The organism is Xanthomonas sp. 60, assembly GCF_011761925.1.
The window spans coordinates 217,047-242,933 of the sequence record NZ_JAASQW010000005.1 but is presented as its reverse complement, the minus strand read 5'-3'; the positions used below and the strand labels follow the sequence as shown (position 1 = coordinate 242,933).

The 25,887-nt window shown below is 68.1% G+C and carries 23 protein-coding genes; 18 read left to right on the top strand and 5 right to left on the bottom strand.

The features are described 5' to 3' along the window. Positions 1 to 41: 41 nt before the first annotated feature. The gene (locus tag FHY09_RS12335; protein WP_166927171.1) at positions 42 to 2,324 is read left to right on the top strand and encodes a PAS domain S-box protein; all 2,283 of its coding nucleotides are present in this window, start codon (positions 42 to 44) and stop codon (positions 2,322 to 2,324) included. A gap of 467 nt (positions 2,325 to 2,791) precedes the next feature. Further along, positions 2,792 to 3,106 (top strand): thioredoxin family protein, encoded by a 315-nt coding sequence (locus tag FHY09_RS12330; RefSeq protein WP_166927170.1) that lies wholly within the window; start codon positions 2,792 to 2,794, stop codon positions 3,104 to 3,106. A gap of 51 nt (positions 3,107 to 3,157) precedes the next feature. Here FHY09_RS12330 and FHY09_RS12325 read toward each other — a convergent pair whose 3' ends face one another. Then, positions 3,158 to 3,328, bottom strand: coding sequence for a hypothetical protein (locus FHY09_RS12325; protein WP_166927169.1), 171 nt, complete (start codon positions 3,326 to 3,328; stop codon positions 3,158 to 3,160). Positions 3,329 to 3,473: 145 nt separating this feature from the next. On the opposite strand from FHY09_RS12325, the gene FHY09_RS12320 reads away from it, so the two are divergent. Beyond that, entirely contained in the window at positions 3,474 to 4,637 is a 1,164-nt protein-coding gene (locus FHY09_RS12320; RefSeq protein WP_166927168.1) for a zinc-dependent alcohol dehydrogenase, read from the top strand. Between the two features lie 108 nt (positions 4,638 to 4,745). Here the strand turns inward: FHY09_RS12320 and FHY09_RS12315 are convergent, their stop codons facing one another. The 4 genes from FHY09_RS12315 to FHY09_RS12300 all read right to left on the bottom strand — a co-directional run bounded on the left by FHY09_RS12315 (position 4,746) and on the right by FHY09_RS12300 (position 7,331). Next, complete coding sequence (locus tag FHY09_RS12315) at positions 4,746 to 4,967, bottom strand: hypothetical protein (protein ID WP_166926984.1); 222 nt, start codon at positions 4,965 to 4,967, stop codon at positions 4,746 to 4,748. Positions 4,968 to 5,037: 70 nt separating this feature from the next. Further along, on the bottom strand, positions 5,038 to 5,904 hold the full coding sequence (locus FHY09_RS12310) for an SDR family oxidoreductase (RefSeq protein WP_166927167.1): 867 nt from the start codon (positions 5,902 to 5,904) through the stop codon (positions 5,038 to 5,040). A 123-nt stretch (positions 5,905 to 6,027) separates the two neighbouring features. Next, positions 6,028 to 6,423 carry a sensory rhodopsin transducer gene (locus tag FHY09_RS12305; protein WP_166927166.1) on the bottom strand — a complete coding sequence of 132 codons (396 nt, stop codon included), beginning with the start codon at positions 6,421 to 6,423 and terminating at the stop codon, positions 6,028 to 6,030. A 98-nt stretch (positions 6,424 to 6,521) separates the two neighbouring features. After that, the gene (locus FHY09_RS12300) at positions 6,522 to 7,331 is read right to left on the bottom strand and encodes a DUF1264 domain-containing protein (protein WP_166927165.1); all 810 of its coding nucleotides are present in this window, start codon (positions 7,329 to 7,331) and stop codon (positions 6,522 to 6,524) included. A 314-nt stretch (positions 7,332 to 7,645) separates the two neighbouring features. Between FHY09_RS12300 and glgA the strand changes: the two genes are divergently transcribed. From glgA to FHY09_RS12225, 15 genes are all read left to right on the top strand, one after another. Then, complete coding sequence (gene glgA, locus FHY09_RS12295) at positions 7,646 to 9,190, top strand: glycogen synthase GlgA (protein WP_166927164.1); 1,545 nt, start codon at positions 7,646 to 7,648, stop codon at positions 9,188 to 9,190. Between the two features lie 56 nt (positions 9,191 to 9,246). Next, entirely contained in the window at positions 9,247 to 11,448 is a 2,202-nt protein-coding gene (gene glgB, locus FHY09_RS12290; protein ID WP_208407840.1) for a 1,4-alpha-glucan branching protein GlgB, read from the top strand. Continuing rightward, positions 11,445 to 13,199, top strand: a complete 1,755-nt coding sequence (gene treZ, locus FHY09_RS12285) for a malto-oligosyltrehalose trehalohydrolase (RefSeq protein WP_166927162.1) — start codon at positions 11,445 to 11,447, stop codon at positions 13,197 to 13,199. The genes glgB and treZ overlap by 4 nt, the downstream gene beginning before the upstream one ends. Further along, complete coding sequence (locus tag FHY09_RS12280) at positions 13,196 to 15,076, top strand: 4-alpha-glucanotransferase (protein ID WP_166927161.1); 1,881 nt, start codon at positions 13,196 to 13,198, stop codon at positions 15,074 to 15,076. Before treZ ends, FHY09_RS12280 begins: the two co-directional genes overlap by 4 nt. Further along, positions 15,076 to 17,673: a malto-oligosyltrehalose synthase gene (gene treY / locus FHY09_RS12275; RefSeq protein ID WP_166927160.1), complete on the top strand. Its 2,598-nt coding sequence runs from the start codon at positions 15,076 to 15,078 to the stop codon at positions 17,671 to 17,673. Before FHY09_RS12280 ends, treY begins: the two co-directional genes overlap by 1 nt. Then, complete coding sequence (locus FHY09_RS12270) at positions 17,663 to 17,857, top strand: DUF2934 domain-containing protein (RefSeq protein ID WP_166927159.1); 195 nt, start codon at positions 17,663 to 17,665, stop codon at positions 17,855 to 17,857. The genes treY and FHY09_RS12270 overlap by 11 nt, the downstream gene beginning before the upstream one ends. Next, positions 17,844 to 19,961 (top strand): glycogen debranching protein GlgX, encoded by a 2,118-nt coding sequence (gene glgX, locus FHY09_RS12265; protein WP_166927158.1) that lies wholly within the window; start codon positions 17,844 to 17,846, stop codon positions 19,959 to 19,961. The genes FHY09_RS12270 and glgX overlap by 14 nt, the downstream gene beginning before the upstream one ends. A 113-nt stretch (positions 19,962 to 20,074) precedes the next feature. Beyond that, positions 20,075 to 21,016: an acyl-CoA dehydrogenase gene (locus FHY09_RS12260; protein ID WP_166927157.1), complete on the top strand. Its 942-nt coding sequence runs from the start codon at positions 20,075 to 20,077 to the stop codon at positions 21,014 to 21,016. Then, complete coding sequence (locus tag FHY09_RS12255; RefSeq protein ID WP_166927156.1) at positions 21,004 to 21,816, top strand: PIG-L family deacetylase; 813 nt, start codon at positions 21,004 to 21,006, stop codon at positions 21,814 to 21,816. The genes FHY09_RS12260 and FHY09_RS12255 overlap by 13 nt, the downstream gene beginning before the upstream one ends. Further along, positions 21,813 to 22,400 (top strand): methyltransferase domain-containing protein, encoded by a 588-nt coding sequence (locus FHY09_RS12250; RefSeq protein WP_166927155.1) that lies wholly within the window; start codon positions 21,813 to 21,815, stop codon positions 22,398 to 22,400. The genes FHY09_RS12255 and FHY09_RS12250 overlap by 4 nt, the downstream gene beginning before the upstream one ends. Further along, the gene (locus FHY09_RS12245; protein ID WP_166927154.1) at positions 22,397 to 23,119 is read left to right on the top strand and encodes a glycosyltransferase; all 723 of its coding nucleotides are present in this window, start codon (positions 22,397 to 22,399) and stop codon (positions 23,117 to 23,119) included. The genes FHY09_RS12250 and FHY09_RS12245 overlap by 4 nt, the downstream gene beginning before the upstream one ends. A gap of 129 nt (positions 23,120 to 23,248) precedes the next feature. Continuing rightward, on the top strand, positions 23,249 to 24,109 hold the full coding sequence (locus FHY09_RS12240; protein WP_166927153.1) for an STAS domain-containing protein: 861 nt from the start codon (positions 23,249 to 23,251) through the stop codon (positions 24,107 to 24,109). Between the two features lies 1 nt (position 24,110). Further along, positions 24,111 to 24,473: an STAS domain-containing protein gene (locus tag FHY09_RS12235; RefSeq protein WP_166927152.1), complete on the top strand. Its 363-nt coding sequence runs from the start codon at positions 24,111 to 24,113 to the stop codon at positions 24,471 to 24,473. Continuing rightward, positions 24,470 to 24,871, top strand: a complete 402-nt coding sequence (locus FHY09_RS12230) for an anti-sigma regulatory factor (RefSeq protein ID WP_166927151.1) — start codon at positions 24,470 to 24,472, stop codon at positions 24,869 to 24,871. Before FHY09_RS12235 ends, FHY09_RS12230 begins: the two co-directional genes overlap by 4 nt. Next, positions 24,862 to 25,881, top strand: coding sequence for an ATP-binding protein (locus FHY09_RS12225; RefSeq protein ID WP_166927150.1), 1,020 nt, complete (start codon positions 24,862 to 24,864; stop codon positions 25,879 to 25,881). The genes FHY09_RS12230 and FHY09_RS12225 overlap by 10 nt, the downstream gene beginning before the upstream one ends. Positions 25,882 to 25,887 lie beyond the last annotated feature (6 nt).

The following is a 25,887-nucleotide window of genomic DNA, read 5'->3' as shown; positions in this document are numbered from 1 at the left end:
GGGCTGCGGGTGCCGGCGGACCTGGCAGTGCGCCCGCGGGCATGCGGGAACGCATAGCGCGGCACGATTGGGCGGCCACGCCTCTGGGCGACCGGACGGGCTGGTCGCCCGCGTTGCGGGCGAACGTCGACCTGATGGTGGCGCACGGCTTTCCCATGATCGTGCTGTGGGGACCGGAGCTGATCCAGCTCTACAATGATGGCTATGCCGAGATCATGGCGGACAAGCATCCCGGCGGCCTGGGCGTGCCCACGCAGCAGTGCTGGCCCGAGGTCTGGCACATCAACGGTCCGATCTACGATCAGGTCTGGACGGGACAGACGTTGACCTTCCGGGATAAATGCTACCCGCTGGTGCGCAACGGTGTGCTGGAGGAGGTCTGGTTCGCCATCACCTACAGTCCGCTGCACGGTGCAGACGGCGCGGTGGAGGGCGTGCTGGTCACCATGTTCGACACCACCGGGGAGCAGCGCCAGCGACGCGAGCGCAAGCTGGCTGAGCAGGAGCAGCGCCGCAGCGAGGAACGGCTCGCGCTGGCGTTCAAGATGCTGCCGGTGGGCATTGCGATCATCGGCGCCGACGGTGCGGTTGCGATGTCCAACGATGTGATGGACCGCTACCTCCCCACACGTCAGATCCCCTCGGACGATCCGGGCAACGTGGCGCGTTGGCGCAGCTGGGACGAGGCTGGAAACCCGGTCCCACCCGACGCGTTTCCCGCCGCCCGGGCGCTGCGTGGCGAGACCGTCGACCCCGGTGTGGAGTTCCTCTGCCGGCACCCAGACGGCCATGAGACCTGGACCCGCGTTGCCGCCGCACCGATGCGCGACGAGCAGGGCGCGATCACCGGCGTGTTCGTGGTCATCGTGGACATCGACGCGATCAAGCGCGCCAACGAGCGCCTGCGGGAGAAGGAAGCGCGCTTCCGGCAGTTCGCTCATGCCTCCTCGGACGTGCTGTGGATACGCAGCGCCGATACGATGCAGGCGGAACTGTTGAGCACCGCGTTCGAGACCGTTTACGCGGTGCCGCGCGAAGCCTGCATGGGTGACCTGCGCAACTGGTCGGCCCGGGTCGTGGTGGATGACCGGGAGGCGGCCATGAAGACGCTGGCCGAGGCGCGCGACGGCAACCGCCGCGTGCACGAGTTCAGGATCCAGCGCCCGGACACCGGTGAATTCCGTGTCCTGCGCGATACCGTGTTCCCGTTGTTCGATGCCCGCGGGCAGGTGACGCGGATCGCGGGCATCTGCAGCGATGTCACCGAAGAGCGGCTCTGGGCGCAGCGCCAGTCGGTGCTGCTGGGCGAACTGCAGCATCGCGTCCGCAACATCATGGCGCTCATCGCGTCCATTGCCTGGCGCACGCGCGAGAGCGTCACCAGCGTAGATGACTACGCCAAGCGGCTGTCGGACCGGGTGATGTCGCTGGCGCGGACCCAGGCATTGCTGACGCGCGCCGCCAATGCGGGGATCGCACTGCACGCGCTGCTTGAAGAGGAGCTGTCCGCGCAGGCCGAGCGCACCCAGTACACGCTGCAGGGCCCTGATGTGGTGGTGCCGCCGAAGGCGGCTGAAGTCCTTGCACTCGCGCTGCATGAGCTGGCCTCCAACGCGCTCAAGCACGGGGCCCTGGCCGACCCGGAAGGGCGCATCGTGATCACCTGGTCGCTGGCCGAGGCGGAAGGCGCGCCCTGGCTGGACATCCACTGGGACGAGCAACGTCCTGCGGTCGCCGGCTGGACAGCACCGGTGCGGCGAGGCTTCGGCACGGCCCTGGTCGAAGCGCGGGTGCCGTACGAACTGGGTGGCGTCGGCCGGATCGAGGTGCGGCCGGACGGTGTGACTGCGCGGATCGGGTTGCCATTGCGTGCCCAGGACAGCCTGCTGCAGACCGACGCACCCGTCACGCAGAAGGTCGGGGGCGGGTCCTGCGATCTGTCCCATACCCTTCGCCTGGACCAGCGGCGGGTGCTGGTGCTCGAGGACGATTTCTACCTGGCCCACGATACGGCGGCCGCGCTGCGCAGTACCGGGGCCGAGATCATCGGTCCGGTATCGAGCGTGGAGGAGGCGCTTGCCATGCTGGGCGAGGGCGGCGTCGACGCTGCGGTGGTCGATGTCAATCTCGGGCAAGGGGCCGCCTTCGAGGTCATCCGGGCGCTGAAGGCCGCCGCGCTCCCGTTCGTGGTCGTCACCGGCTACGACGACACGGCATTCCCTGCCGACCTGTCCAGCGTGGTGCGTGAGCGCAAGCCCGCGACGCCGGCCGCCATCGTGCGTGCGCTGGCCAACCAGCTGCCTGCCGCCGTCGAGGCGGCCTGAGTGCCCGGATTCTGCAAGCCTGCCTGACGCAACGCTGCTCTAATCGTTTTGCCCCTTCGGGGGTGTCCCAGATGCAGTCGTTGGCAACGGGTCATGGCTGTATGAAGCGAAGAGGAGGCGTTGCGGACGCGGGTTCGATTCCCGCCAGCTCCACCATCCACGCATTGGCGACAGTGCCGGGATGAAGGGGCTGCATCGGTTTCGACGTGGCGAGCAATCCAAGTGGACAGCCCGGGAGGCGACCGACGTTAACGGCGCAAAACCACAATCGCCAGCAATGACAGCGATTATCGGGTCCTGAAAGCGGCCTGATCCACGCAAGCGCACGTGGTCACCCAACGCGCATGCCACCCCACCGGCAACGGTGGGGTGGCTTTCCGTCTTTACGAACGCCGGTTTCGCACCGCGACAACGTGGACAGCGGCACGCTCCCACGGGTGTCTGGAGATGCCCGATGGAGACTGCATATGTGTGAGGAAGAACCTGACGCCCATGAGGTGACCGGCCTGACCGGCTGGACGTTGCTGGACTTCGGCACGGCATGGTGTGGTCACTGCCAGCGGGCGGCGCCGCTGGTCACGCGCTTCGTGGCGTCCCATCCCATGTGCCACGTGGGGGTGGAAGACGGCCGTGGCAGGCCACTGGGGCGTGCCTATCGGGTCAAATTGTGGCCAACGCTGGTGCTGCTCAAGGATGGCATCGAGCAGGCGCGCGTGGTGCGCCCGCAGGTTGACGCTGATCTTGCACCGCTCGCTGCGGCAATGGGCGCCCAGCGCCATTGAGGCGTTCCCCGCAGGCGCCGACGGGAACGGCGCCCTGCGGGGCGTGGCGGCTCAGCGGTCCGTGGGCAGCCGCTCGTAATCTTCCGGAACCGCTCCCTTCTTCTGTTCGGGCATGTCCTTGGAGGTCCACTTCGCCTCGTCGTTGCGCAGCTTGTCCGGCGTATGTCCCTTGGCCTGGTCGTCGGCATCGGTGGTCGGGTTGAGCGGGAGCTTGTCGTTCATGCGGTTCTCCTGAGGGAGGCCCGAGCATGCGGCGCGTCCGGTTAACGGCGTGGAGGTGCCATGTCAACGGCACCCACACATGCAGGTCACCACGGCCTACACCCGGTGGCGTATCACGGGACTGTCTTCCCACAGGAGTATCCCGATGCAGGCACTGACCTACCACGGAAAGAAAGACGTGCGGGTGGAAACCGTTCCCGATCCCATTCTTGCCGCTGACGACGACCTGATCCTGCGGGTCACAGCGACTGCCATCTGTGGCTCGGACCTGCACCTCTATCACGGCAAGATCCCCGATCTGCACACCGGTGATGTGCTCGGGCACGAGTTCATGGGCATTGTGGAGGAGGTGGGTTCCGGCGTGACACAGGTAAAGCGCGGCGATCGCGTGGTGATCCCGTTCGTGATCGCCTGTGGCGGCTGCTTCCATTGCCAGCTCGCCGAGTATGCGGCCTGTGAAACCACCAACCCCGGCCCCGGCGCGGCCCTCAACAAGAAGGGCATCATGCCGCCGGCCGCACTGTTCGGCTACAGCCACCTCTACGGCGGCGTGGCGGGTGGCCAGGCGGAGTATGTCCGCGTGCCGAAGGCCAACGTGGGCCCGCTGCGGATCCCGGAGGGCATGCCGGATGAACAGGTGCTGTTCCTCTCCGACATCCTGCCGACCGGGTACCAGGCGGCGCTCAACGGTGGCGTGAAGCCGGGCTCCACCGTGGCCATCTTCGGCGCCGGTCCGGTTGGACTGATGAGCGCGGCCTGCTGCCGGCTGCTCGGCGCCGAGACGATCTTCATGGTGGATCACCTGTCGTACCGGCTGGAGTTCGCGCGGCAGACCTATGGTGTGACGCCGATCAACTTCAGCGACGTCGACGATCCCGCCGAATGGATTGTTTCCCAGACCAGCGGCCGCGGCGTGGATACCACGATTGAGGCGGTCGGCTTCGAGGCCGAGGGCAGCGCCCTGGAGACCACCCTGGCTGCGCTCAAGCTGGAGAGCAGCACCGGGATCGCGATCCGGCAGTGCATCGCGGCGACGCGGCGCGGCGGTACCGTCAGCATTCCGGGGGTCTACGCCGGCTTCGTGCACGGCTTCCTGCTGGGTGATGCCTTCGACAAGGGACTGACCTTCAAGATGGGGCAGACGCATGTGCAGGGCCTGATGCCGGAGCTCCTCACCGCGATCATGGAAGGCAAGCTGGATCCGGGCGTGATCATCTCGCACCGCATGCGGCTGCGCGACGCCGCCGAAGGCTATGCGACGTTCGATGACAAGCGCGACGATTGCCGCAAGGTCGTTCTCACCCCGTAACGCAAGGGCGGCGAGGGCAGCGCAGCGGCTGCCCCCGCCTCACTGGAAGACGGTTCAACGTACTAAAAAGGCCGCCGGCGAAATCGCCGGCGGCCACGTGCGTGCAGGTCAGGACGGATCCTTTCCCTGGTTGTTGGTCTGGCCGAAGTTGGGCTGGGTGCTGCCGTCGTCCTCCTGATGGCCACCGGGCTCGCCTTCGCCGAGCTTGCCGCCCTTGCCATGGCCATGCTGGTTGTAGCCGGCGTTCTCGACGGTGTCCGCGTCAGGCATGGCCGTACCCGGCGCGCGCTCATGCTCGGCGTTTTTCTTGCTCTGGGGGAGATCAGTCACGTAGATGTCCTCTCGATCGTGTCAGTTGCTCAATTCAGGGCCGGAGCCCGGCTCGTCAAAGCCCTGGTTGTCAGAGCGTTGCCGCACCACCGGAGATGGTGAGCAGGGCGCCGGAGGTATAACTGGCGGTGTCCGAGGCGAGCATCACATAGGCCGAGGCCAGCTCCACCGGCTGGCCAGGCCGCCCGAAGGGCGTCTGCGAACCGAACTCCTTCACTTCTTCGGCCGCCATTCCGGCCGGAATGAAGGGCGTCCAGATCGGGCCCGGCAGCACCGCATTGACCCGGATACCCTTGTCGGCAAGCAGGCCGGCCATGCCGATCGTCAGGTTGGCCAGAGCGCCTTTGGTCGCGCCGTAGGGCAGCAGGTTCGGTGTCGGCTTTTTCGAGTTGACCGAGGCGGTATTGATGACCGATCCACCCCCCTTCATCAGCGGCACGCACAGACGGGTCAGGTTGAACACGGCGTGGACATTGGTCTCGAAGTGGCGACGCCAGGCCTCCATGGTGATGTCGTCGAAGTTTTCGTAGAAGGCCTGGTAGGCCGCGTTGTTCACCAGCACGTCGATGCCGCCGAGTGCCTTGTTCACATGGTCCACCAGCGCGGCGGCCTGCTTGTCATCGCTCACGTCGCATGCCACGAGCACCGCCTTGCGACCCGCGGCCTCGATCAACCCGCCGATACGCGCCGCATCTTCTTCCTCGCCCTCAAGGAAGGCGATGGCCACATCGGCGCCCTCGCGGGCATAGGCGATGGCCACTGCGGCACCGATGCCGCTGTCACCGCCGGTGATCAGCGCCTTCTTGCCTTCGAGCAGGCCGTGGCCCACATAGCTGTCTTCGCCATGGTCCGGGCGCGGATCCATTTTCCCGGTCTTGCCGGGAAACGACTGCTGCTGTTCCTTGAACGGGGGGCGGGGATAATCGGGCAGGGCCATGCGGGTGTCTCCTTGGGAAGGGGGAAGCCGCAGTCTGCGGTTGACCGGGTAAACCACCTGCGCGCGTGGCGTGTCGGGAGTGTGCACGCCGCGGCACCGGCAGCGGCCCGAGCGCGGCCGAGCTCAGCCGGGTGCGGACAACGGGTGGGCGATGGTGGTCATGATGCTGTTGGCCGCCTGTCGCGAATCCAGGCGTGTGTGCTGGACGACGATGGGCCGGTCCGAATCGATCACGGTGGCGAAGGCCACGCCGCGCGGCACCGCCTCCGGCTCCTTCAGGTCGTTGAAGCGCAGATGGAGGCTGCGGCGTGCGGGCACGGTGACCCGGTAGGGACCCACAGGCTCGCGGTCCTCGAAGTAAAGCGTGAGGGTCACCGCTGCGTCTTCGTCATTGGTGTTGAGCATGCAGCAGGTCTCGTGGCTTTCGAGCTCCGGTTCGGGGCCGTTGCTCCACGACGGGATATAGCCTTCAGCCAAGGCCCAGCGTCGGGATCCGGTATGCAGGGTAGATAGTGTCATGGCGCCTTCTTAACGTGTGTGGTGTTGCCACGCTGTCCACGCCCTGCGCGTTTCTGGTGAGGGCAGTACGTCTTTCCTGCATCCTGCCCAAGGTAGATTCAGCGTGCCATTGCATCAGACTGCTCGACCCCGTCCCACGGTGTTGCCTGCGGGAAAGCAGCGCGCAGGGCGTCCACGCCCCGCTGCGGGCGCGCCAGCGGCAGCAGGTCGCGGCGGTTTTCGCGGCGCTCGGCGGTGGAGATGGTGCTGGCCCCATCACGCCGCGCGATGAGCGGCGGCTCGATCTCGCCTTCGCGGTTGAATGACCAGGCCAGCTGCGGCTGGCCCAGCGGCAAGGCGGTATCGCCGGCATGCCATGTATGCCAGGTCTTCCCGTAACTGTTCATCTTTCGCTCCATCAGCGCATGTTCCGCAGGCGGGGGCAGGTTCGGTGCAGAGAGCTGGCCAGAAAGGATTTCCCCATTATGCGGGTGCCAGAATTCGTGCTCCTGTGGCGGGAGCTGGGCGAACAGGCGCTCGGAGATGATGTACTCGATTCCCACCAGGCGTGCATCGTTGCGATCGCTGTCAAACAGCGCGCACTGGGCGAGATCTTCGTTGAGCTGATGGCAGTAATGGTGCGCCTCCATCTGCTCCCGTGGCGCGTTCTTCATCGGGTGGAAGCCCACCAGGTGGATATCCAGTTCGCCTGCGGGCCCGGCGGGCTGCAGGACTCGAGCGCCGGCCTGCAGCGCCGTGGTCGTGGCAGCCTTCGGCGCGCCCGCGACGGGCCCAGGTGGCGTCGTCGGCTGGCATGCCGCCAGCGATGCGGCGAGCACCAAGGGCAGGGCGGTGCATGCCGCGGCGGCGTGAGGTTTCCGCGCGATGTCAGCGCGCGGCGGGGGACGTGCGTTGGAAGCAGATCGCATGACGAAATCCTTTCTTGAACGGTTTACCCAACGTCGCAGATGCCGGCGCGCCCCCGCGTGGATAGCGTGTGCGGCTGCGATGAACACGTCACCCGCAGCGCGCTTCATGCATGAACCATGCCTTGTCACGCAGATTCCTCCGACTTTTCACGATGGGTTGATCGGGCAGGGGTATAGATTCCCTACACAGCACTCGCTGACGTCCCCCACGTCCATGCGCTGACCACTGCCCCGTCACTCGCCACACCTTCCGTGTGACGGGCCGGACCTGTTCAGGCCTCGATCGCCGAAGCCACCTGCCTGTGAGCACCTCCATGAACGCCGTCGTCGACCCCGTTATCGACCTGGAATCCGCCGCACTGCGCCTGCGCGGGCGCACGCCTGCGCGCGCGCGCGACACCCGGGGCCGCTTCACGCCCCAGCCGCTGGCCTACCGCGCCGGTGACAACGTGTTGTTCGTGGTCTCCGAAATGGCCGATTTCATCAAGGCGGGCGGGCTGGGTGACGTTGCTGCGTCGCTGCCACGTGCGTTGCGCAACAGCTGCGACGTGCGTGTGCTCATCCCCGGTTACCCGGACGTGGTGAGCCGTCTGCGTGGGCTGCGCATCGAGGGCGAGACCGCGCCGCGCGGCGACCTGCCGGCCTGCCGCATCGGGCGTGCGGTGCAGGAGGACGGGCTGCCGGTATACGTGCTGCTCAACGATGCCTTGTTCGACCGCAGCGGCACGCCGTACGTGGACAGCGTCGGCAACGAGTGGAATGACAACGCCGTGCGGTTTGCCACCCTTTCGCATGTGGCGGCGGAGATCGCTGCTGGACGCGCCGGCCTGGACTGGTCGCCGCAGCTGCTGCACCTCAACGACTGGCCCACTGCGCTGGCCGCGGCCTATGTCCGCTGGAACGGCACCGAAGTCGCCACGTTGCTGACCATCCACAACCTCGCCTACCAGGGTGTCTACCCCTACACGCTGGCCGCAGCGCTGGGCATTCCCCAGGCGCACCTGGACGAACTGCACTTCCACGGCAACATGTCCTTCCTGCAGGCCGGCATCAGCAATGCGACCCGCCTCAACACGGTCAGCCTGCACTATGCCCGGCAGATCACCGGACCGGCCGATGGCTGCGGCCTGCACACCCTGCTGGCGCGCCGTGCAGCGGGTGGCCACCTCAGCGGGATCGTCAACGGCATCGATGCCAGCTGGGACCCGCGCAACGATCGCCACCTCAGCTCGCACTTCAGCATCGACCGCTTTGACGGACGGCGTGCGAATGCGGACAGCGTGCGGCGGGCGTTCGGACTGCGCACCGGTGCCGGCCCGCTGTTCGCGGTGGTCAGCCGCCTTGTGCACCAGAAGGGGCTGGACATCACCTGCGAGGTGGCGCCGCAGATCATCGCCGCCGGTGGGCAGCTGGTGATCATCGGGGGCGGCGAGCCGCAGGTGGAAGCGCAGGTGCGCGCTCTGGCGCGCCGCTTCCCGGGCCAGGTGGGTGCATTCATCGGTTTCGAGGAAGGACTGGCGCGGCAGATGTTCGCCGGCGCGGACTTCCTGCTGATGCCGTCGCGCTTCGAGCCCTGCGGACTGAGCCAGATGTATGCACAGCGTTTCGGCTGCCTGCCCATCGCTCATGCCACGGGTGGACTGGTCGACACCGTGGAAGACGGCGTGACCGGCTTCCTGTTCAACGAGCCCACCGCCGACGGCATGCGCCGCTGCGTGGAGCGCGCCCTGCGCACCTTCCGCCGGCCCGAACTGCTGGCGGCGATGCGTCGCGCCGCCATGCTCAAGCCCAGCGGGTGGGACGTGGCCGGACAGCAGTACCTGGATCTCTACCGCGAAGCCTGCGGAGTGGCTGCATGACGGTGCTGGAGAACGAATTGAAGCACGACGTGCGATTCCTGCAAGGCAATGAAGTGATGGACAGTTCGAGCGCCGCCCCGCCGGCGCATGGCGACGATGCACGGCTCACCGCCCTGGCACGTGCGGCCCCCGCCGATGCATTCGCACTGCTCGGGCCGCACCCGCTGCCCGACGGTCGCTGGCGGTTGCGCGTACTCGCCCCCGGTGCCCGCGCCGTGCAGGTTCTGCACGAGGGCACGCAGGTCCCGCAGGCCTTGGCGGCCACGGCCTGTGAGGGCATCTTTGAAGCGATGCTCGCCTCCGACCCGGGCCGCCCGCTGCTTCGGATCGAGTGGTCCGAGGGTGTCGAGGAGGTTCGTGATGCCTACAGCTTCGGGCCCCTGCTGAGTGCGGAAACGCTGTGGCGCCTGCGCGATGGCGACGCGGCGGCGATGCGTGAGCTTGGCGCCGTGCCCATGCAGGTGGATGGGGTGGACGGTGTGCGCTTCGCGGTCTGGGCGCCGAACGCGCAACGTGTGTCGGTCGTGGGCGACTTCAACGGCTGGCACGGCGCGCGTCACCCGATGCGGCTGCGCCATGACGCCGGCGTCTGGGAAGTGTTCCTCCCCGGGGTCCCGGTGGGCGCACGCTACAAGTACCGCATCACCGGTGTCGACGGTGCGGTACTGCCCGACAAGGCCGATCCGATGGCGCGCTGGGCGGAGCTGCCGCCGGCGACCGCATCGCGTGTGGCGGACATGCAGCCCCTGGCATGGCACGACGCGGTGTGGATGGCCGGGCGCGAGCAGCGTCGCAACGCGCCCTTGTCGATCTACGAAGTCCACGCGGCGTCGTGGCAGTTCGATGAGCAGGGCAATGTCTTGGACTGGGATGCGCTGGGTGACCGGCTGATCCCGCACGTGCAGCGCCTGGGTTTCACGCATATCGAACTGCTGCCGGTCAGTGAGTATCCGTTCGGCGGGTCCTGGGGCTATCAGCCGCTGGGGATCTATGCGCCGACGGCGCGGCACGGCACCCCTGAGGCGTTCGGGCGCTTCGTGGATCGCTGCCACCAGGCCGGTGTGGGCGTGATCGTGGACTGGGTGAGTGCGCATTTCCCCAGCGACCCGCACGGACTTGCACGCTTCGACGGCACCGCCCTGTATGAGCATGCCGACCCGCGCGAAGGGTTCCACAACGACTGGAATACCTTGATCTACAACTACGGCCGCAATGAAGTGGCCGGGTACCTGCTCGGCAGCGCCCTGGAATGGGTGGAGCGGTTCCACCTGGACGGACTGCGCGTGGATGCGGTGGCCTCGATGCTCTACCGCGACTACAGCCGCGCCGACGGTGAGTGGGTGGCCAACGAGCATGGTGGGCGTGAGAACCTGCAGGCCGTTGCGTTCCTGCAGCGTATGAATGCCACCCTGCACACGCAGTGCCCCGGAGTGATGGTGATCGCGGAGGAGTCCACCGCGTGGCCGGGCGTGACCCAGCCGGTGGAACAGGGCGGGCTTGGCTTCACCCACAAGTGGAACATGGGCTGGATGCATGATTCGCTCAGCTACATGCAGCGCGACCCCGTGCACCGGCCGTATCACCACAGCGAAGTGACGTTCGGGCTGGTGTATGCCTTCTCCGAGCGCTATGTCCTGCCCTTGTCCCATGATGAAGTGGTGCACGGAAAGCGGTCCCTGCTGGGCCGGATGCCGGGCGACGACTGGCAGCGTTTCGCAGGCCTGCGCGCTTACTACGGCATGATGTGGGCGCACCCGGGCAGCAAACTGCTTTTCATGGGCGCTGAGTTCGGTCAGTCCACGGAATGGAACCACGACGCCGGCCTGGACTGGGCGCAGGCCGGGAACCCGCTCAACCAGGGGCTGATGCGCCTGGTCGGCGATCTCAACGGCGTGCTGCGCGCGCAGCCTGCCTGCCATGTCGCCGAGCAGGATGACCGCAGCTTCGAATGGAGCGTGGGTGACGACAGCAGCAACAGCGTCTTTGCGTTCGTGCGTCGTGACCCCAGCGGCCTCGCGCCGGATGTGCTGGTGGTGAGCAACATGGCCCCGGTGGTTCGCGAGGGCTACCGTGTCGGCGTACCGGTGGCCGGTCGCTGGCGCGAACTGCTGAACACCGACAGCCATTTCTATGGCGGCAGCAATGTCGGCAATGCCGGCGCTGCGGCGACCCAGCCTCTTCCCCTGCACGGTCACGCGCAGTCGCTGCAGCTGACCCTGCCGCCGCTGTCTACGGTGTACCTGCAGGTCCAGGCATGAATACCGCGCCAGCGGGCCGCTGGGGCGCGCAGGCGCTGGAAGATGGCCGCTATCGATTCGGCCTGTGGGCTCCGGCCGCCTCCGCAGTCGATCTGGTGGTGGACGGTGTGGTGCAGCCCATGCAGCGGCGGGACGCGGGGTGGTTCGAAGCGGAAGCCGCCTGTAGCCCCGGCTGCCCCTACCGGTTCCGCCTCGACGGGACCGACGAGGTGCCGGACCCGGCGTCGCGCTGGCAACCGCATGGCGTGGACGGCGCCAGCGCGGTGCTCGATACCCGGGATTACCCGTGGACGCAGGACACATGGCAGGGCCGCGCCTGGCAGACGCTGGTGATCTATGAGGTCCACCTGGGCAGCAGCGGCGGTTGCGCCGGATTGCAGGCGCAGTTGCCGGCGCTGGCCGCCATGGGCATCACCGCGATCGAGCTGATGCCCGTGGCCCAGTTCCCTGGACGCCGCAACTGGGGCTATGACGGGGTGTTTCCGTTTGCTCCCGCTGAAGCCTATGGCACCCCGGACGCGCTCAAGCGCCTGGTGGACGAGGCGCATCGCCACGGCATCGCGGTCCTGCTGGACGTGGTCTACAACCACTTCGGCCCGCAGGGCAACCACCTGCATCGCTACGCTCCTTCCTTCTTCGCGGCCGACACCCACACCCCATGGGGGGCGGCGATCGATTTCACGCAGCCGGCGGTCCAGCAGTTCTTCATCGACAACGCGCTGATGTGGCTGCACGAATACCGCTTCGACGGGCTGCGGCTCGACGCCGTGCATGCAATCGCACCGCAGGCCTTCCTGCAGCAGCTCGCCGATGCCGTGCGTGGCAGCGTGCCGGCCGGGCGCCATGTCCATCTGGTCCTGGAAAACGAGCACAACCAGGCCCATTGGTTGCGTGGCACGTTCGACGCGCAGTGGAACGATGACTTCCACAACGCGCTGCATGTGCTGCTTACGGGCGAGGACGAAGGTTACTACGCGGCCTACGCCGGGCCGGGGCAGGCCGCGCACCTGCTGGCCCGGTGTCTGGCCGAGGGATTTGCCTGGCAGGGCGAAGCCACGGCCGATGGGCGTGTCCGCGGCGAGCCCAGTGGTGACGTGCCACCGGAGCGCTTCGTGGTATTTGCACAGAATCACGATCAGATCGGCAACCGGGCATTCGGCGACCGGCTGATCACGCAGGTGAGCCTGGAGCGCTATCGCGCGGCGCTGGCGCTGACCCTGCTGACGCCCATGGTGCCGCTGGTGTTCATGGGTGAACCCTGGGGCGCCCGCCAGCCCTTCCAGTTCTTTACTGATTTCGAAGCGCCGCTGGACGAAGCCGTGCGCGAGGGGCGGCGCGGTGAGTTCGCGGCGTTCGCCGCCTTTGCCGATCCCGAGGCGCGCGACCGGATTCCAGACCCGAATGCGCGGGCGACGCTGGAACGCTCGCGCGTCGCACTGCCCGACCCGGGCGATGAGGACGCGGCCGAAGCCACGGCCTGGTTCAAGGCGGTGCTCGCCCTGCGCCGTGATCATCTGCAGCCTGGGCTGGCGCAGGCTCGGTCGCTGGGCGCAACGGCCCTCGGCGATCAGGCGGTACAGGCCGGCTGGCAGCTTCCAGGCGGCCAGTGGTGGGTCGCCCTCAACGCCGGCGACGAGCCGGTCCGGCACGGCATGCCGGAGGGCGTCACGCTACTGGGGCAGGGCGCGTCTGAGGATGCGGAGCTGTTGGCGGCCGGGGGCGGATTCATCGCACGCTGGATCGCGGCATGAACGTCCGTGAGGAGCGGCACCGTGCCGCGCGGCAGGCGGGCATCAAGGTGGAATGGACCGACGTCGCCGGTCGTCCCCGGCGGGTCGAGGATGCCGCCCTGGATGCGATTCTCGACGCACTGGGCCCGCAGGCGCATGCAACCGATGACGATGCCCCGGCCCTGCTGACGGCCATGGCGGGGGAGACGCTTGCGATCCCCGGCAGCGCCGCCGCCGAGGCCCAGTGGATCGACGAGAAAGGCGAGGCGCAAACGGCGGCGCGCGCGCGCGACGGCGGTTGGCAGGTGCCAAACGCGCCCGGTTACTGGCAGTGGCGGCAACGCGGACGCCTGCAGGCGGTCGCCGTGGCACCCGCCCGCGCGTGGTACCCCGATCCCACGCTGGAAAAAGGCGACTGGGGACTGGCGGCGCAGGTCTACAGCCTGCGCGCCACCGGCGATGGCGGTATCGGAGACAGCGCCGGCTGCCTGCCGTGGCTGGCCCGGATGGCGCGCGAGGGCGGCGGTGCCTTGGCCTTGAGCCCCCTGCATGCCTCGATGCCCGTGGGACCGGGATTCAGTCCCTACTCGCCGAGCGACCGGGCCTGGTTGGATCCGCTGCAGGCGTCTCCCCTGCAGGTGCTGGGTGATGCGGCCAACGCCGTGCGCGTGGCCGATCCGGACCTGGATGGGCGGCTGCGCGCACTCGAGCAGAATGTACAGATCGACTGGCCCGCCGCTGCGGCCGCGAAGTGGCAGTGGATCACCCGACTGCCGGCCTGGCTGCAGACCCATCAGCCGGAACGCTGGCAGCGTATCGAAGGCGAATTACGTGACGCGGGCGCGCCGCTGCAGGCGTGGAGCCGGGAAACGGCCGTGCTCTGGCACGACAGCGCGGGGCAGCAGGCATTCGCGCAATGGCTGGCGCGGCGTGCATGGCGTGAAGTGCAGCAGCTGGCCCGTGGCCGTGGAATGCGCATCGGACTGATTGCCGACCTCGCCGTGGGCTTCGACCCCGCGGGCGTGGAAGCGCGGCGAACACGTGGCGCCGTGATGCCCGGCCTGGAGCTCGGCGCGCCTCCGGACGCGTTCAATTCCAATGGCCAGGCGTGGGGCATCACTGGATACGCGCCCGGCGCCCTCAAGGCATCGGGGTACGCGCCGTTCATCGCGCTGCTGCGGGCGGTGATGGCTGATCGTGGTGGCATCCGCATCGACCATATACTGGGGCTGCAGCGGCTGTGGGTGCTGCCTCGCGGCGAGCAGAGCGGTGTCGGAGCGTATCTTCAGTACCCCTTCGACGACCTGCTCAATCTGCTGGTATTGGAGTCGTGGCGCCATCGCTGCGTGGTGATCGGCGAGGATCTTGGCGTGGTGCCCCCGGGCATCCGCGATCGTCTGGCGGCGCGTGGCGTGCTGGGCATGGATGTGCTGGCTTTCAGCCGCGACGACGATGGCTTCATTCCACCGGCGCGGTGGCGCAAGGGCGCAGTGGCGATGACCTCCACCCATGACCTGCCACCGATCGCCGGGTGGCTGGCAGGGCGTGACATCCAGTGGCGGCAGCGTCTGGGCTGGACCGACCATGCGGCGGCACAGGATGCCCGTACCGAGCGTGAGGCCCAGGTCGGGCAGCTGGCTGACCTGGCACGCGCCACCGGCGTGGCCACCGGTGATGCCCATACCGATGCGCTGGCACTCACCGCGCGCTCGCCGGCGGTGCTGGCCCTGCTGCCGCTGGAAGACGCACTCGCGCTCGATGAGCAGCCCAATCTCCCCGGAACGGTGGACAGCCATCCCAACTGGCGCCGCCGCCTGCCGACCACCGTGGACGAAGGCGGCGTCAGTACACGGCTGCGTGCCTTCGCCGCCGCCAGAACGCTACCTGGAGAATCTTGATGACCCCGCTGCGCGCTACCGTCCGCCTGCAGTTGCACGCGGACTTTGATTTCGATGCAGCCCGCCTTCAGGTGCCGTATTACGCGGCGCTCGGCATCAGCCACCTCTACCTGTCACCGATCGCCACGGCCAGTGCCGGCTCGACCCACGGCTACGACAACATCGATCCGACCTGCATCAGCCCGGAACTGGGCGGGGAGGCCGGGTTCGTCGCCCTGGCCGACGCGGCCCGGGCGGCGGGGATGGGCATCGTGCTGGACATCGTACCGAACCACATGGCGGCCGAGCCCGCCAATGGCTGGTGGGCCGACGTCCTCCGCCACGGCCGGCGCAGCCGCCATGCGGAGTGGTTCGACATCGACTGGCAGGCGCCCGGTTGCGGGGGCCGGCTGTGGTTGCCGGTCCTTGACCGACCGCTGGACGATGCCATCGCGCAGGGGCTGCTCGAGGTGCACGCCGATGACACCGGTCCGTGGCTTCAGCACCACGACCTGCGGCTGCCGCTGTCACCGTTGAGTTACCCCTTGCAGTCCGGCTCCTGGCCGGACTGGACGCGGCGCTGCAACAGGGCCCCCGAGCGCATGCACGCTCTGCTCGAGCGGCAGGCGTATCGGCTGGCCTGGTGGCGGACCGCCGCCGAACGGGTGAACTATCGCCGTTTCTTCGATATCAACGGACTGGCGGCCTTGCGGGTGGAGCGCAGCGACGTGTTCGATGCGGTGCATGCGCTGCCGCTGCGCCTGGTCAGTGAGGGTCGGGTGGACGGCCTGCGCATCGACCATGTGGATGGGCTGGCCGATCCGGCAGGGTATCTGCAGCGCCTGCGCGCCGCCCTCGATGACGCCGGCCGACAGCGTGGCCTGGCGGCCGGAACGGTAACGCTGCACGTGGAAAAGATCCTTGCCGACGACGAATCGCTGCCCGCCCGCTGGGCATGCGACGGCACCACCGGCTACGACTTCATGGACCAGGTAGGCGCACTGCTGCACGATCCGGCCGGTGAGGCTCCCCTGCAGGCACTGTGGCAGCGCCTGTCCGGACGGGCCGACGATTTCGAAGACATGCAGCGGCAGGCGCGCGTGGAAATGCTCGATGGCTCGCTGCGGACCGATCGCCAGCGCTGCCTGCGCGCGGTCGCTGCCTGCATGGACGGCCAATCCGGTGGCAATGACCTGACGCCGGACATGTTCGAGCGGGCGCTCACGGCCCTGCTGCGCTGCTTCCCGGTCTACCGCACGTACGGCCTGCGCGATGGCGATGACCAGCGTTACCTGCAGCAGGCGGTCGACGCGGCCAGGCGGACACTTGATGGGGCGGCCCAGGTGGCGCTGTCACGCCTGTACGATTGGCTGATCGATACCGCCGTGGATACGCCGTGTGCGGCCGAGCGCGCCAATCTGCGCGTGCGGGTGGAGCAGCTGGCGGCCCCGCTCAATGCCAAGGCGGTGGAGGACACCGCGTTCTACCGCCACGGCCGGCTGTTGTCGCGCAATGAGGTCGGCAGCGATCCCGCGTGTTTCTCATTGGCGCCGGCGGCGTTCATCGAGCGCGCGCGGCAGCGAGGCGACCGCCATCCGCAAGCCTTGCTGGCCTTGGCCACGCATGACCACAAGCGTGGACCGGACGCGCGCATGCGATTGGCCGTGCTGGCCTCTCATGTGGCCAACTGGGAACACGCGCTGCAGCAGGTGCAGTCGCTGGCCGCCGCGGCCGGCAGGCCGTGTCCGCTGCCGGAGGCGCACGCGGCCATGCTGGCGCAGTCGCTGGTCGCCAGCTGGCCCTTGGAGCAGGCGGCCGACCTGGACGCCTACGCCACGCGGATCAGCGACTGGCTGATCAAGGCACTTCGGGAAGGCAAGCAGATCAGCCGCTGGAATGATCCGGACACCGGATTGGAAACAGGCGCGACCGACTGGGTTCGCTGGCTGCTCACCGAACCGGCCGCGCTGCCCGCACGCGGTGCGATGCAGGCGTTCGCTGCGCGGATCGCCGCGCCCGCAGCGCGGTTGGGGCTGGCACAGCTGGCCCTTCAGCTGTGTTGTCCGGGCGTGCCCGATCTTTACCAGGGTAACGAAGGCTGGGATACCAGCCTGGTGGATCCGGACAATCGTCGGGCGGTCGATCATGCCCAGCGCGTGGCATGGCTGCAGGACACCCGCAGCTGGGCCGAGCTGCTGCGAAGCTGGCAGGACGGTGCCCCGAAAGCCCGCCTGCTGGCGCGGGGGTTGCAGCTTCGCCAACGTAACGCGGCGCTCTTTGAACGGGCGCCCGTACAGGCCATTACGCTGCCCGAAGCGGCAGCCGGTTGGTTGCTGATGACGCGCGTGATCGACGACCACGCGCTCTTCCTGCTCGTACATCTTCGCGCCACAGCGCTGGATCCGGCGCCCCCGGGCAGCGATGCCGAAGCCGATCTTTCGCGCGTGCATGACGCCGACAGTGTCACGCTGGCGCTGCCCGGCCTGCCGCGTGGTCGCTACCGCAGCGTGCTGGCCGAGGGCGTAATGGAGGTGTCGGACGATGCGCCGACGCTGGGGCGGCTGCATCAGGGCAGCCCGGTCGCACTCTGGGTAAAGGACGCAGCAGATGAACGTTGATGAGGCGGAGCGCAAGGCACGGATCGGCGCACTGGCACAGCAGATCTGGGAGGCCGAAGGGCGTCCTGACGGACAGGAGCAACGCCACTGGCACATGGCCGAACGCCTGGTGCAGGCTGAAATGACCGTGCTGCCAGTGGAACGTCGCATGGACGAAGAGGAGCCGATGGGTGGCAGGTCGTAAGTGGACACAGACCTCGCGCGTGCGCGAGGGCAGGCCGTACCCGCTCGGTGCGACCTGGGATGGCCTGGGGGTCAATTTCGCGCTGTACTCGCGGCATGCGACCAAGGTGGAACTGTGCCTGTTCGACATGCGCGGCCGCGAGATCGAGCGCGTTGTGCTGCCCGAATACACCGATGAGATCTGGCACGGCTACCTGCCTGATGCGCGGCCGGGACAGCGCTATGGTTATCGGGTCCACGGCCCCTACGCGCCGGAGGAGGGGCATCGGTTCAACCCCAACAAGCTGCTGCTGGATCCGTACGCCAAGCAGATCGTCGGCGAGGTGAAGTGGGCGCCGCATCTGTTTGGCTACACACTGGGCCACCGCGATCTCGACCGCAGCTTCGACCGCCGCGACAGCGCGGCCTACATGCCCAAGTGCGCGGTGATCGATCCGGCCTACACCTGGGGCAGCGAGAAGGCCCCCGGCACGCCATGGGACCGCACGGTGATCTACGAAGCGCACGTGCGTGGCTTCACCATGCAGCACCCGGACGTGCCGCTGATCGAGCGGGGGACATTCTCGGCCCTGCGCCACGACGCGGTGGTCGACCATCTGAAGCATCTCGGCGTCACCGCCATCGAACTGCTGCCGGTGCACGCCTACGTGGACGACCAGCACCTGCTGGAAAAAGGCCTGCGCAACTATTGGGGCTACAACACGCTGTGCTTCTTCGCGCCACAGCCGCGCTACCTCTCGCTCGGCATCGTGGCCGAGTTCAAGCAGATGGTCGCGCGTCTGCATGACGCTGGCATGGAAGTGATCCTGGACGTGGTCTACAACCACACCGCCGAGGGCAACGAGCTCGGCCCCACGCTGTCCTTCAAGGGCATCGACAACACCAGCTACTATCGCCTGGCCGAAGATCGACGCTACTACATCAACGATACCGGCACCGGCAACACCTTCGACCTGACCAACGCCGGCGCGCTGCGCATGGTGATGGATTCGCTGCGGTACTGGGTGACCGAGATGCACGTTGATGGTTTCCGTTTCGATCTGGCGACCATCCTCGGCCGTGAGCGGCACGGGTTCGACCCCTCCTGCAGCTTCCTCGACGCGGTGCGGCAGGATCCGGTGCTGAGCCAGGTCAAGCTGATCGCCGAACCGTGGGACATCGGGCCGGGCGGCTACCAGCTGGGCAATTTCGCACCGGGCTGGGCGGAGTGGAATGACCGCTATCGTGACACCGTGCGCGGACTGTGGCGCGGCGATGGTGGCCAGCTGCCTGCATTCGCTGCGCGGTTCACCGGTTCGGCCGATCTGTTCGACCACCATGGCCGTCGGCCGGCCGCCAGCGTGAATTTCATCACGGCCCATGATGGTTTCACCCTGCATGACCTGGTCAGTTATGCCGACAAGCACAACCTGGCCAACGGCGAAGACAACCGCGATGGCCACTCGCACAACCTCTCCTGCAACCACGGGGTGGAAGGCGAGACCGACGATGAGACGATCATCGCGCTGCGCGGCCGCCAGATGCGCAACCTGCTGGCCACGCTGCTGCTCTCGCAGGGTACGCCGATGCTGCTGGCGGGCGATGAGTTCGGCCACACCCAGCAGGGCAACAACAACCCCTACTGCCAGGACACGCCGCTGAGCTGGATCGACTGGGAGCGGGCCGCACTGCCGCGCGCACAGGCGCAGGCCGCCTTCGTGCGCCGCGTGCTGCAGTTGCGGCGCCGCTATGCACTGCTGCGGCGGAACCGCTTCCTGCACGAGGGCACCGACAATGAGCGCGGCGTCAGTGACATCCACTGGATGCGTCCGGACGGCGGGCCGATGGCACCAGAGGACTGGCATGACGGTGAACGCCGCGCGCTGACCATCGTGCTGGATGGGCGTGGCGCCGACAGTGGCCCGCACGTGCCCGCACGGCACCTGAGCCTGGCGCTGCTGCTCAATGCGGGTGATGAAGCGGTAGCGTTCGCGGTGGGTGATGATGCCCTGCAGTTCCGCCGCGTTCTGGTGCAGACGCCGGAAGCGCCCCTGGAGATGGATGCGGACGGCAACTGGTTGATGCCGCCGCACAGCCTCTGCCTGCTGGCGGCCAGCACCTCCTGAAGACATGCGCGACGTGGCCCGCCGCCAGATTTCATGCGGCGGCGACATCTGCCCGACAGCGTGCACACCAGGTCCTCACTACGGTGAAGCCTTCCCGAAACACTGGCGCGCGCATGCTCGACACCCTGCAGTCTCCCGGTCTGCCCGAGCTGGCACGCCGCTATATGGCCCAGACCCCCGACCTGCCTCACCCGGGCACGGGCCAGACGCTGCAGCGTTGGCAGGCGCTTGCCGCGCTGGGCGCCCGTGACCTGGCGCTGGCGAAGGTGCTGGAAGCGCATTACGACGCGCGGGCGATCCTGGTCGACCTCGGCCAACCGCTGCCCGCCGCGGAGACGCTGCTCGCGGTCTGGGCCGCCGAGACACCGGATTGCGTGCTTTCAGCGGACGCCTGCGGCACCCTCGACGGCAGCAAGGCCTGGTGCTCCGGCGCGAGCCTGGTCGACGCCGCACTGGTGACCGTGCGCGAAGGCCCGCAGCCCGGCCTTTATCTGTTGCCACGCTCCCAGGCGGTCACGCTGGACGAGGACGAGTGGCCAGCGCCGGGCATGTCGTTGATTCCTTCCACCACCATCCGCGTCACCGCAGCCGTCGCCACGCGGCTGGGCAGCGCCGAAGCGTATCTCGGGCGGCCCGGCTTCTGGCACGGTGGCGCTGGCATCGCTGCGGTCTGGCTTGGAGCAGCGGGGGCCCTCGTTGCCGCGATGCAGGCCAAAGCGGAGGGGGAGGTGCGCGCCCGTCTTGCCGGGGAGGCCGTGATGGCCCTGGCAGCAGCGACGGCGTTGCTGCGTGAGCTGGCAGTGCGCATCGACACCGACCCGTCGCAGTCGCATCGCGCGCAGGTGGTGCTCGTGCGCAGCGTCGCCGAGCGGGCCTGCACCCGTATCCTCGACCTCGCCGGACGCGCGCTGGGACCCGGTCCCATGTGTCTCGAGCCGGCTCACGCCCGGCGGTGGGCCGACCTCACCGTGTTCATCCGCCAGAGTCATGCCGACCGTGACTGGGCATGGCTGGGCGCTGAAACGCAGGCACTGGAATCCTCATGGCGCCTGTAACGCCTGGTGTGCATGCCGTGCCCAGCGGCGTTGCCACGGCACGTCGGCCGGAGGACGCGCCGCGCATCCACGGCGAGGGCACCGCCGAGTCCGCCTGGGAACAGTACAACGCGCTGTGGCAGCGGCCGTCGACGACGCTGGGGCAGTTGCTGGGCGATACGGTGCGCCTGGTGGTGATCGCTCCGCATCCGGATGACGAGGTGCTTGCCTGCGGCGGTTTGATGGCCATGGCCGCTGCAGCGGGGGTGACGGTGCAGGTCATCGCGGTGACCGATGGCGAAGCGTGCTATCCCGGCGAGGCCTGGTGGACACCAGAGCGCCTGGTGTCCGCGCGCAGGCAGGAGCTTGAGCAGGCGCTGGCCGCGCTCGGCGCCGCCGGCACGGGCGTGCGTCACCTCGGGATCGGCGATGGCAAGGTAGGCGTCCACGAACACGAACTGGAGCGCGTGCTCCGCGCCCTGCTGCGTGCCGGTGATCTGGTGCTCGTGCCGTGGCGGCACGACGGGCACCCTGATCACGAGGCCACTGCCCGGGCGGCGCTGGCCGCTGCCGCTCAGGCCGGCGCGCGCGCACTGGAATACCCGGTATGGGCCTGGCACTGGCTGCCTCCGGCGCAGGTGCAGCAGGTGTGGCAACGGCCCCTCCTGCTCGATATCAGCGCCAGGGCCGCGGACAAGCAGCGTGCCATCGCCTGCTTCGCGACGCAGACCGGTCAGGTTGCCCACCTCCGCGCGGCGCCCATCCTGCCGCCGCACGTACTGGCCCGTTTCGCGCGCAACCACGAGGTGTTCCTGGGATGAGCACGATTCCCGATTTCGAACGGCTGCACGCGCAGCCCGATCCTTTTGGTTACCACAGCCGTTGGTATGAGGCGCGCAAGCGCGCGCTCCTGCTGGCCAGCCTGTGTCAGCGCCGCCATGCGCGTGGATGGGAGCTGGGCTGCTCCAATGGCGTACTCACCGCGGCACTGGCCGAGCGCTGCGATGCGCTGCTGGCCACCGACCTCAGTGCGGCCGCGGTAGCGCAGGCCCGGCGGGCCGTTGCGGACCAGCCCCATGTGACGGTGCAGCAGGCTCGCCATCCCGGGGACTGGCCGGCAGGCACGTTCGATCTGGTGGTCTGCAGCGAGATGGGCTACTACCTGCGACCGGAAGAACTGTCGTCGCTGCGCCAGGGGCTGCATGGCGCATTGACGCCCGACGGGTTGCTGGTGGCGTGCCACTGGCAGGTTCCTTTCGCACAGGCGGCCAGCACGGCAGCCCAGGTGCATGCCCAGTTGGGGCACGGCCTGGCAGAGGTCTTCGTCTGGCGTGACGCCGACTTCGTGTTGCAGGGGTGGATGCGCGAAGCCCATTCCGTGGCGGCGCAGGAGGGGCTGCGATGATCGGCGTGCTGATTCCCGCGCACAACGAGGCCGAGCGCATCGGCGCCTGCCTGGCGTCGATCCAGCGGGCCGCGCTGCACCCGGCGCTGCGGGGTGAGGAGGTGCATGTGGTGGTGGCGCTGGACAGCTGCAGCGATGCCACGGCCTGGCACTGCGCGCGGGCGGGGGTGGAAACGCTCTCCGTGAAGGTGCGCTGTGTCGGCGCGGCGCGCGCGGCGGCGGCTGACTCCCTGATAGCGCGCGGGGCCAGCTGGCTGGCCAGCACCGATGCCGACAGCCTGGTGCCTGCGGATTGGCTGGTGGCTCAGCGTGAGGGTGGGCACGATGCGTTCTGCGGCGTCGTGGACCTGCACTGCGCCAACGCGCGGGAGCGGCGCCTGCGACGACGCTTCGTCGCGGGCGAACGCTGGGGGGATGGGCATGGCCGCATCCACGGCGCCAACCTCGGCGTATCGGCGGTGGCGTACCAGCGGGTCGGCGGGTTTGCCGCGGTGGCCTGCCACGAAGACGTTGGGCTGGTCGAGCGGCTGCGCGGTCAGGGCGCCCGGATCGCATGGCGGGGCGAGCCGCGCGTGCTCACCAGCGGACGGCTTCAGGGCAGGGCGCGAGGTGGCTTCGCGGACCATCTGCGGAACCTGCAGGATGTGGCGCTCGGGCGGGAAACGGAACGCGGCACGGCCATCCTCGCGGGCAGCATCGTTGCGGTGACAGTGGCCTGAGCGAACTGACGCCATCTTCACGTGCGTACGACGCCTTCACATGATTGAATATGGAGGTCAAGGGGAGGACACGGCGCAGTGTGGCGCAGTCGCACCGTCCCCATGCCCCGTCTCCCAAGGAATGAACGCATGTCCACGCTCCATCCCCGTACGATCGAACTGATCCGCGCCCACCAGTCGCAGCTCAGTGCCCAGTGGCGCACTACGCTGGACGCCAGTGGCCTGAAGGACGATCCCCGTGCGGCGACGCTGGATCCGGACGCCCAGGCCAATGCGTTCCTGCGCCTGCTGCTGCCCGCGCTGGGCTCTGGCAGCGCCGGCACGCTGCAGGGCGCGGAGTGGCAGGAGGTGCGCCGCTTCCTGGAAGACCTGTCCCGCCAGCGCGTGCTGAAGGGCTTCAGTTCCGAGGAGACCGCCTCGTTCGTGTTCTCGCTCAAGCGTCCACTGTTCGATCTGGTGCAGAACGGCTTCGCCGACGCGCCGCAGGACATGGCCGCGCAGCTGTGGGCGGTTTCAGAGATGCTCGACACCCTCGGCCTGCATACGGTGAAGGCCTTCCAGCGCACCCGTGAAGACGTGATCCAGCGCCAGCAGGAAGAAATGCTCGAGCTTTCCACCCCGGTGGTGAAGCTCTGGGACGGCGTACTGGCGCTGCCCATGATCGGCACGCTGGATTCACAGCGCACGCAGGTGGTGATGGAATCGCTGCTGCAACGGATCGTGGAGACCGAAGCGGAGATCGCCATCATCGACATCACCGGCGTGCCGACCGTGGACACGCTGGTCGCGCAGCACCTGCTGAAGACGGTCACCGCAATCCGACTGATGGGCGCCGATGCGATCATCAGCGGCGTGCGCCCGCAGATCGCACAGACCATCGTGCACCTGGGTCTGGACCTGCAGGGCATCGTGACCAAGGCCAACCTGGCCGATGCGCTGGCGCTGGCGCTCAAGCGTACCGGCCAGATCGTCACCAAGGTGGCCCGCTGAGATGGAACGCATCCCGGTCCTTCGGATGGGTGACCTGCTGCTGGTCACCATCCAGGTCGACATGCATGATCAGCTCGCGCTGACGCTGCAGGAAGACCTCAGTGAGAAGATCAGTGCCACCTCCGCACGCGGGGTGCTGATCGACATCTCGGCGCTGGATATCGTCGATTCCTTCATCGGACGCATGATCGCCACCATTTCCGCCATTGCGCAGGTGATGGATGCCACCACGGTGGTGGTCGGCATGCAGCCTGCCGTGGCGATCACCCTGGTCGAACTCGGACTGGATCTGCGCGGTGTGCGTACGGCGCTGAACGTGGAGCGTGGCATGCGCCTGCTGCAGCGCGCCCGGGACGAGGCATGATCACCGACAGTGGCGTCCAGCCGGTCCGTAACGAGCAGGACATCGTGCTGTCGCGGCAGAAGGTGCGCCAGCTGGCGGTCCTCGTGGGCCTGCGCCTGGTCGACCAGACCAAGCTGGTCACCGCCGCCAGCGAACTGGCACGCAACGCGGTGATCTACGGTGGGGGCGGTGACATGCAGTGGGAAACGCTGGCCGAAGGCCTGCGCAAGGGCGTGCGCCTGAGTTTCATCGATCAGGGGCCCGGCATTGCGGACCTGGCGCAGGCGCTCACCGATGGCTGGTCCTCGGGCAAGGGCATGGGCCTGGGCCTGTCCGGTTCGCGGCGGCTGGTGGACCAGTTCGAACTGGACAGCGCGCCAGGGCAGGGTACAAGGATCGTCATCACCAAATGGACATGAACTTCTGCGGCCACGTGACCCGCGTGGTGGCCGTCGAGGAAGTCTCCCAGGTGGGTCAGGCACGCCGCGAGGCGCTCGCGCTGGCCTCGGCGCTGCAGTTCGACGATGTGGATGCGGGCCGGGTCGCACTGGCCGCCACCGAACTGGCCACCAATCTGATGCGCCACGGCGGCGGCGGGCGGCTTTACATCTCCCGCGTGGAGGGTCGCGGCTTTCGTGGGGTGGAACTGCAGACGATCGATGCCGGACCGGGGTTCAACCTCGTCAGCTCACTGCCTGACGGGGTGTCCACCGGCGGCAGCCAGGGCCTCGGCCTGGGTGCGATCCGGCGGCAGTCCAGCCTGTTCGACGCCTGGAGCGATGCGCGCGGGTGCATCGTGGTGGCGCGGATCTATCCCTCCCGGGCCCCGGCCAACGTCGACCGCGGCTATGGCGCCGTGCGGCTGCCGATCCGTGACGAACAGGCCTGCGGCGATGCCTGGCACCTGGGCATCGAAGGCCAGCGCGTGACGCTGACAGTGATCGATGGCCTGGGTCATGGGATCGACGCCGCCGAAGCGGCCCAGGCGGGAACGGCGGCCGCAGCGGCCGCGGCGGCAAAGGGTCCGCCCGATGCCGAAGCGTTGATCGGCCATCTGCATGCGGCGATGTCCGGTACGCGCGGCGGTGCCGTTGCAGTGGCCAGCGTCGAGGAGGGGACCGTGACCTTCGCCGGCATCGGCAACATCAGTGGCAGCCTGATCACCGACGACGAGTCGCGTGGGCTGGCCTCGATGCCCGGTATCGTGGGCGCACGGTTCCGCAAGGTGCAGACATTCCGTCTTCACGCCGCGCCGGGCAGTCTGTTGCTGATGCACAGCGATGGGCTGCAGTCGCGCTGGAACCTGCGCGACTATCCGGGCCTGCTGTACCGGCACCCGGCGCTCATCGTGGCGGTGTTGCAGCGCGATTTCGACCGGGGCCGTGACGATGTCTGTATCGTGGCGGTGCGTACAGGCGCCACGGAGTGATGGAGT

Excerpts from the sequence above, each read along its gene's own strand:
- FHY09_RS12335 (WP_166927171.1), top strand. The coding sequence starts at position 42 with ATGCGGGAACGCATAGCGCGGCACGATTGGGCGGCCACGCCTCTGGGC.
- FHY09_RS12330 (WP_166927170.1), top strand. The coding sequence starts at position 2,792 with ATGTGTGAGGAAGAACCTGACGCCCATGAGGTGACCGGCCTGACCGGC.
- FHY09_RS12325 (WP_166927169.1), bottom strand. The coding sequence starts at position 3,328 with ATGAACGACAAGCTCCCGCTCAACCCGACCACCGATGCCGACGACCAG.
- FHY09_RS12320 (WP_166927168.1), top strand. The coding sequence starts at position 3,474 with ATGCAGGCACTGACCTACCACGGAAAGAAAGACGTGCGGGTGGAAACC.
- FHY09_RS12310 (WP_166927167.1), bottom strand. The coding sequence starts at position 5,904 with ATGGCCCTGCCCGATTATCCCCGCCCCCCGTTCAAGGAACAGCAGCAG.
- FHY09_RS12305 (WP_166927166.1), bottom strand. The coding sequence starts at position 6,423 with ATGACACTATCTACCCTGCATACCGGATCCCGACGCTGGGCCTTGGCT.
- FHY09_RS12300 (WP_166927165.1), bottom strand. The coding sequence starts at position 7,331 with ATGCGATCTGCTTCCAACGCACGTCCCCCGCCGCGCGCTGACATCGCG.
- glgA (WP_166927164.1), top strand. The coding sequence starts at position 7,646 with ATGAACGCCGTCGTCGACCCCGTTATCGACCTGGAATCCGCCGCACTG.
- glgB (WP_208407840.1), top strand. The coding sequence starts at position 9,247 with ATGGACAGTTCGAGCGCCGCCCCGCCGGCGCATGGCGACGATGCACGG.
- treZ (WP_166927162.1), top strand. The coding sequence starts at position 11,445 with ATGAATACCGCGCCAGCGGGCCGCTGGGGCGCGCAGGCGCTGGAAGAT.
- FHY09_RS12280 (WP_166927161.1), top strand. The coding sequence starts at position 13,196 with ATGAACGTCCGTGAGGAGCGGCACCGTGCCGCGCGGCAGGCGGGCATC.
- treY (WP_166927160.1), top strand. The coding sequence starts at position 15,076 with ATGACCCCGCTGCGCGCTACCGTCCGCCTGCAGTTGCACGCGGACTTT.
- FHY09_RS12270 (WP_166927159.1), top strand. The coding sequence starts at position 17,663 with ATGAACGTTGATGAGGCGGAGCGCAAGGCACGGATCGGCGCACTGGCA.
- FHY09_RS12260 (WP_166927157.1), top strand. The coding sequence starts at position 20,075 with ATGCTCGACACCCTGCAGTCTCCCGGTCTGCCCGAGCTGGCACGCCGC.
- FHY09_RS12255 (WP_166927156.1), top strand. The coding sequence starts at position 21,004 with ATGGCGCCTGTAACGCCTGGTGTGCATGCCGTGCCCAGCGGCGTTGCC.
- FHY09_RS12250 (WP_166927155.1), top strand. The coding sequence starts at position 21,813 with ATGAGCACGATTCCCGATTTCGAACGGCTGCACGCGCAGCCCGATCCT.
- FHY09_RS12245 (WP_166927154.1), top strand. The coding sequence starts at position 22,397 with ATGATCGGCGTGCTGATTCCCGCGCACAACGAGGCCGAGCGCATCGGC.
- FHY09_RS12240 (WP_166927153.1), top strand. The coding sequence starts at position 23,249 with ATGTCCACGCTCCATCCCCGTACGATCGAACTGATCCGCGCCCACCAG.
- FHY09_RS12235 (WP_166927152.1), top strand. The coding sequence starts at position 24,111 with ATGGAACGCATCCCGGTCCTTCGGATGGGTGACCTGCTGCTGGTCACC.
- FHY09_RS12230 (WP_166927151.1), top strand. The coding sequence starts at position 24,470 with ATGATCACCGACAGTGGCGTCCAGCCGGTCCGTAACGAGCAGGACATC.
- FHY09_RS12225 (WP_166927150.1), top strand. The coding sequence starts at position 24,862 with ATGGACATGAACTTCTGCGGCCACGTGACCCGCGTGGTGGCCGTCGAG.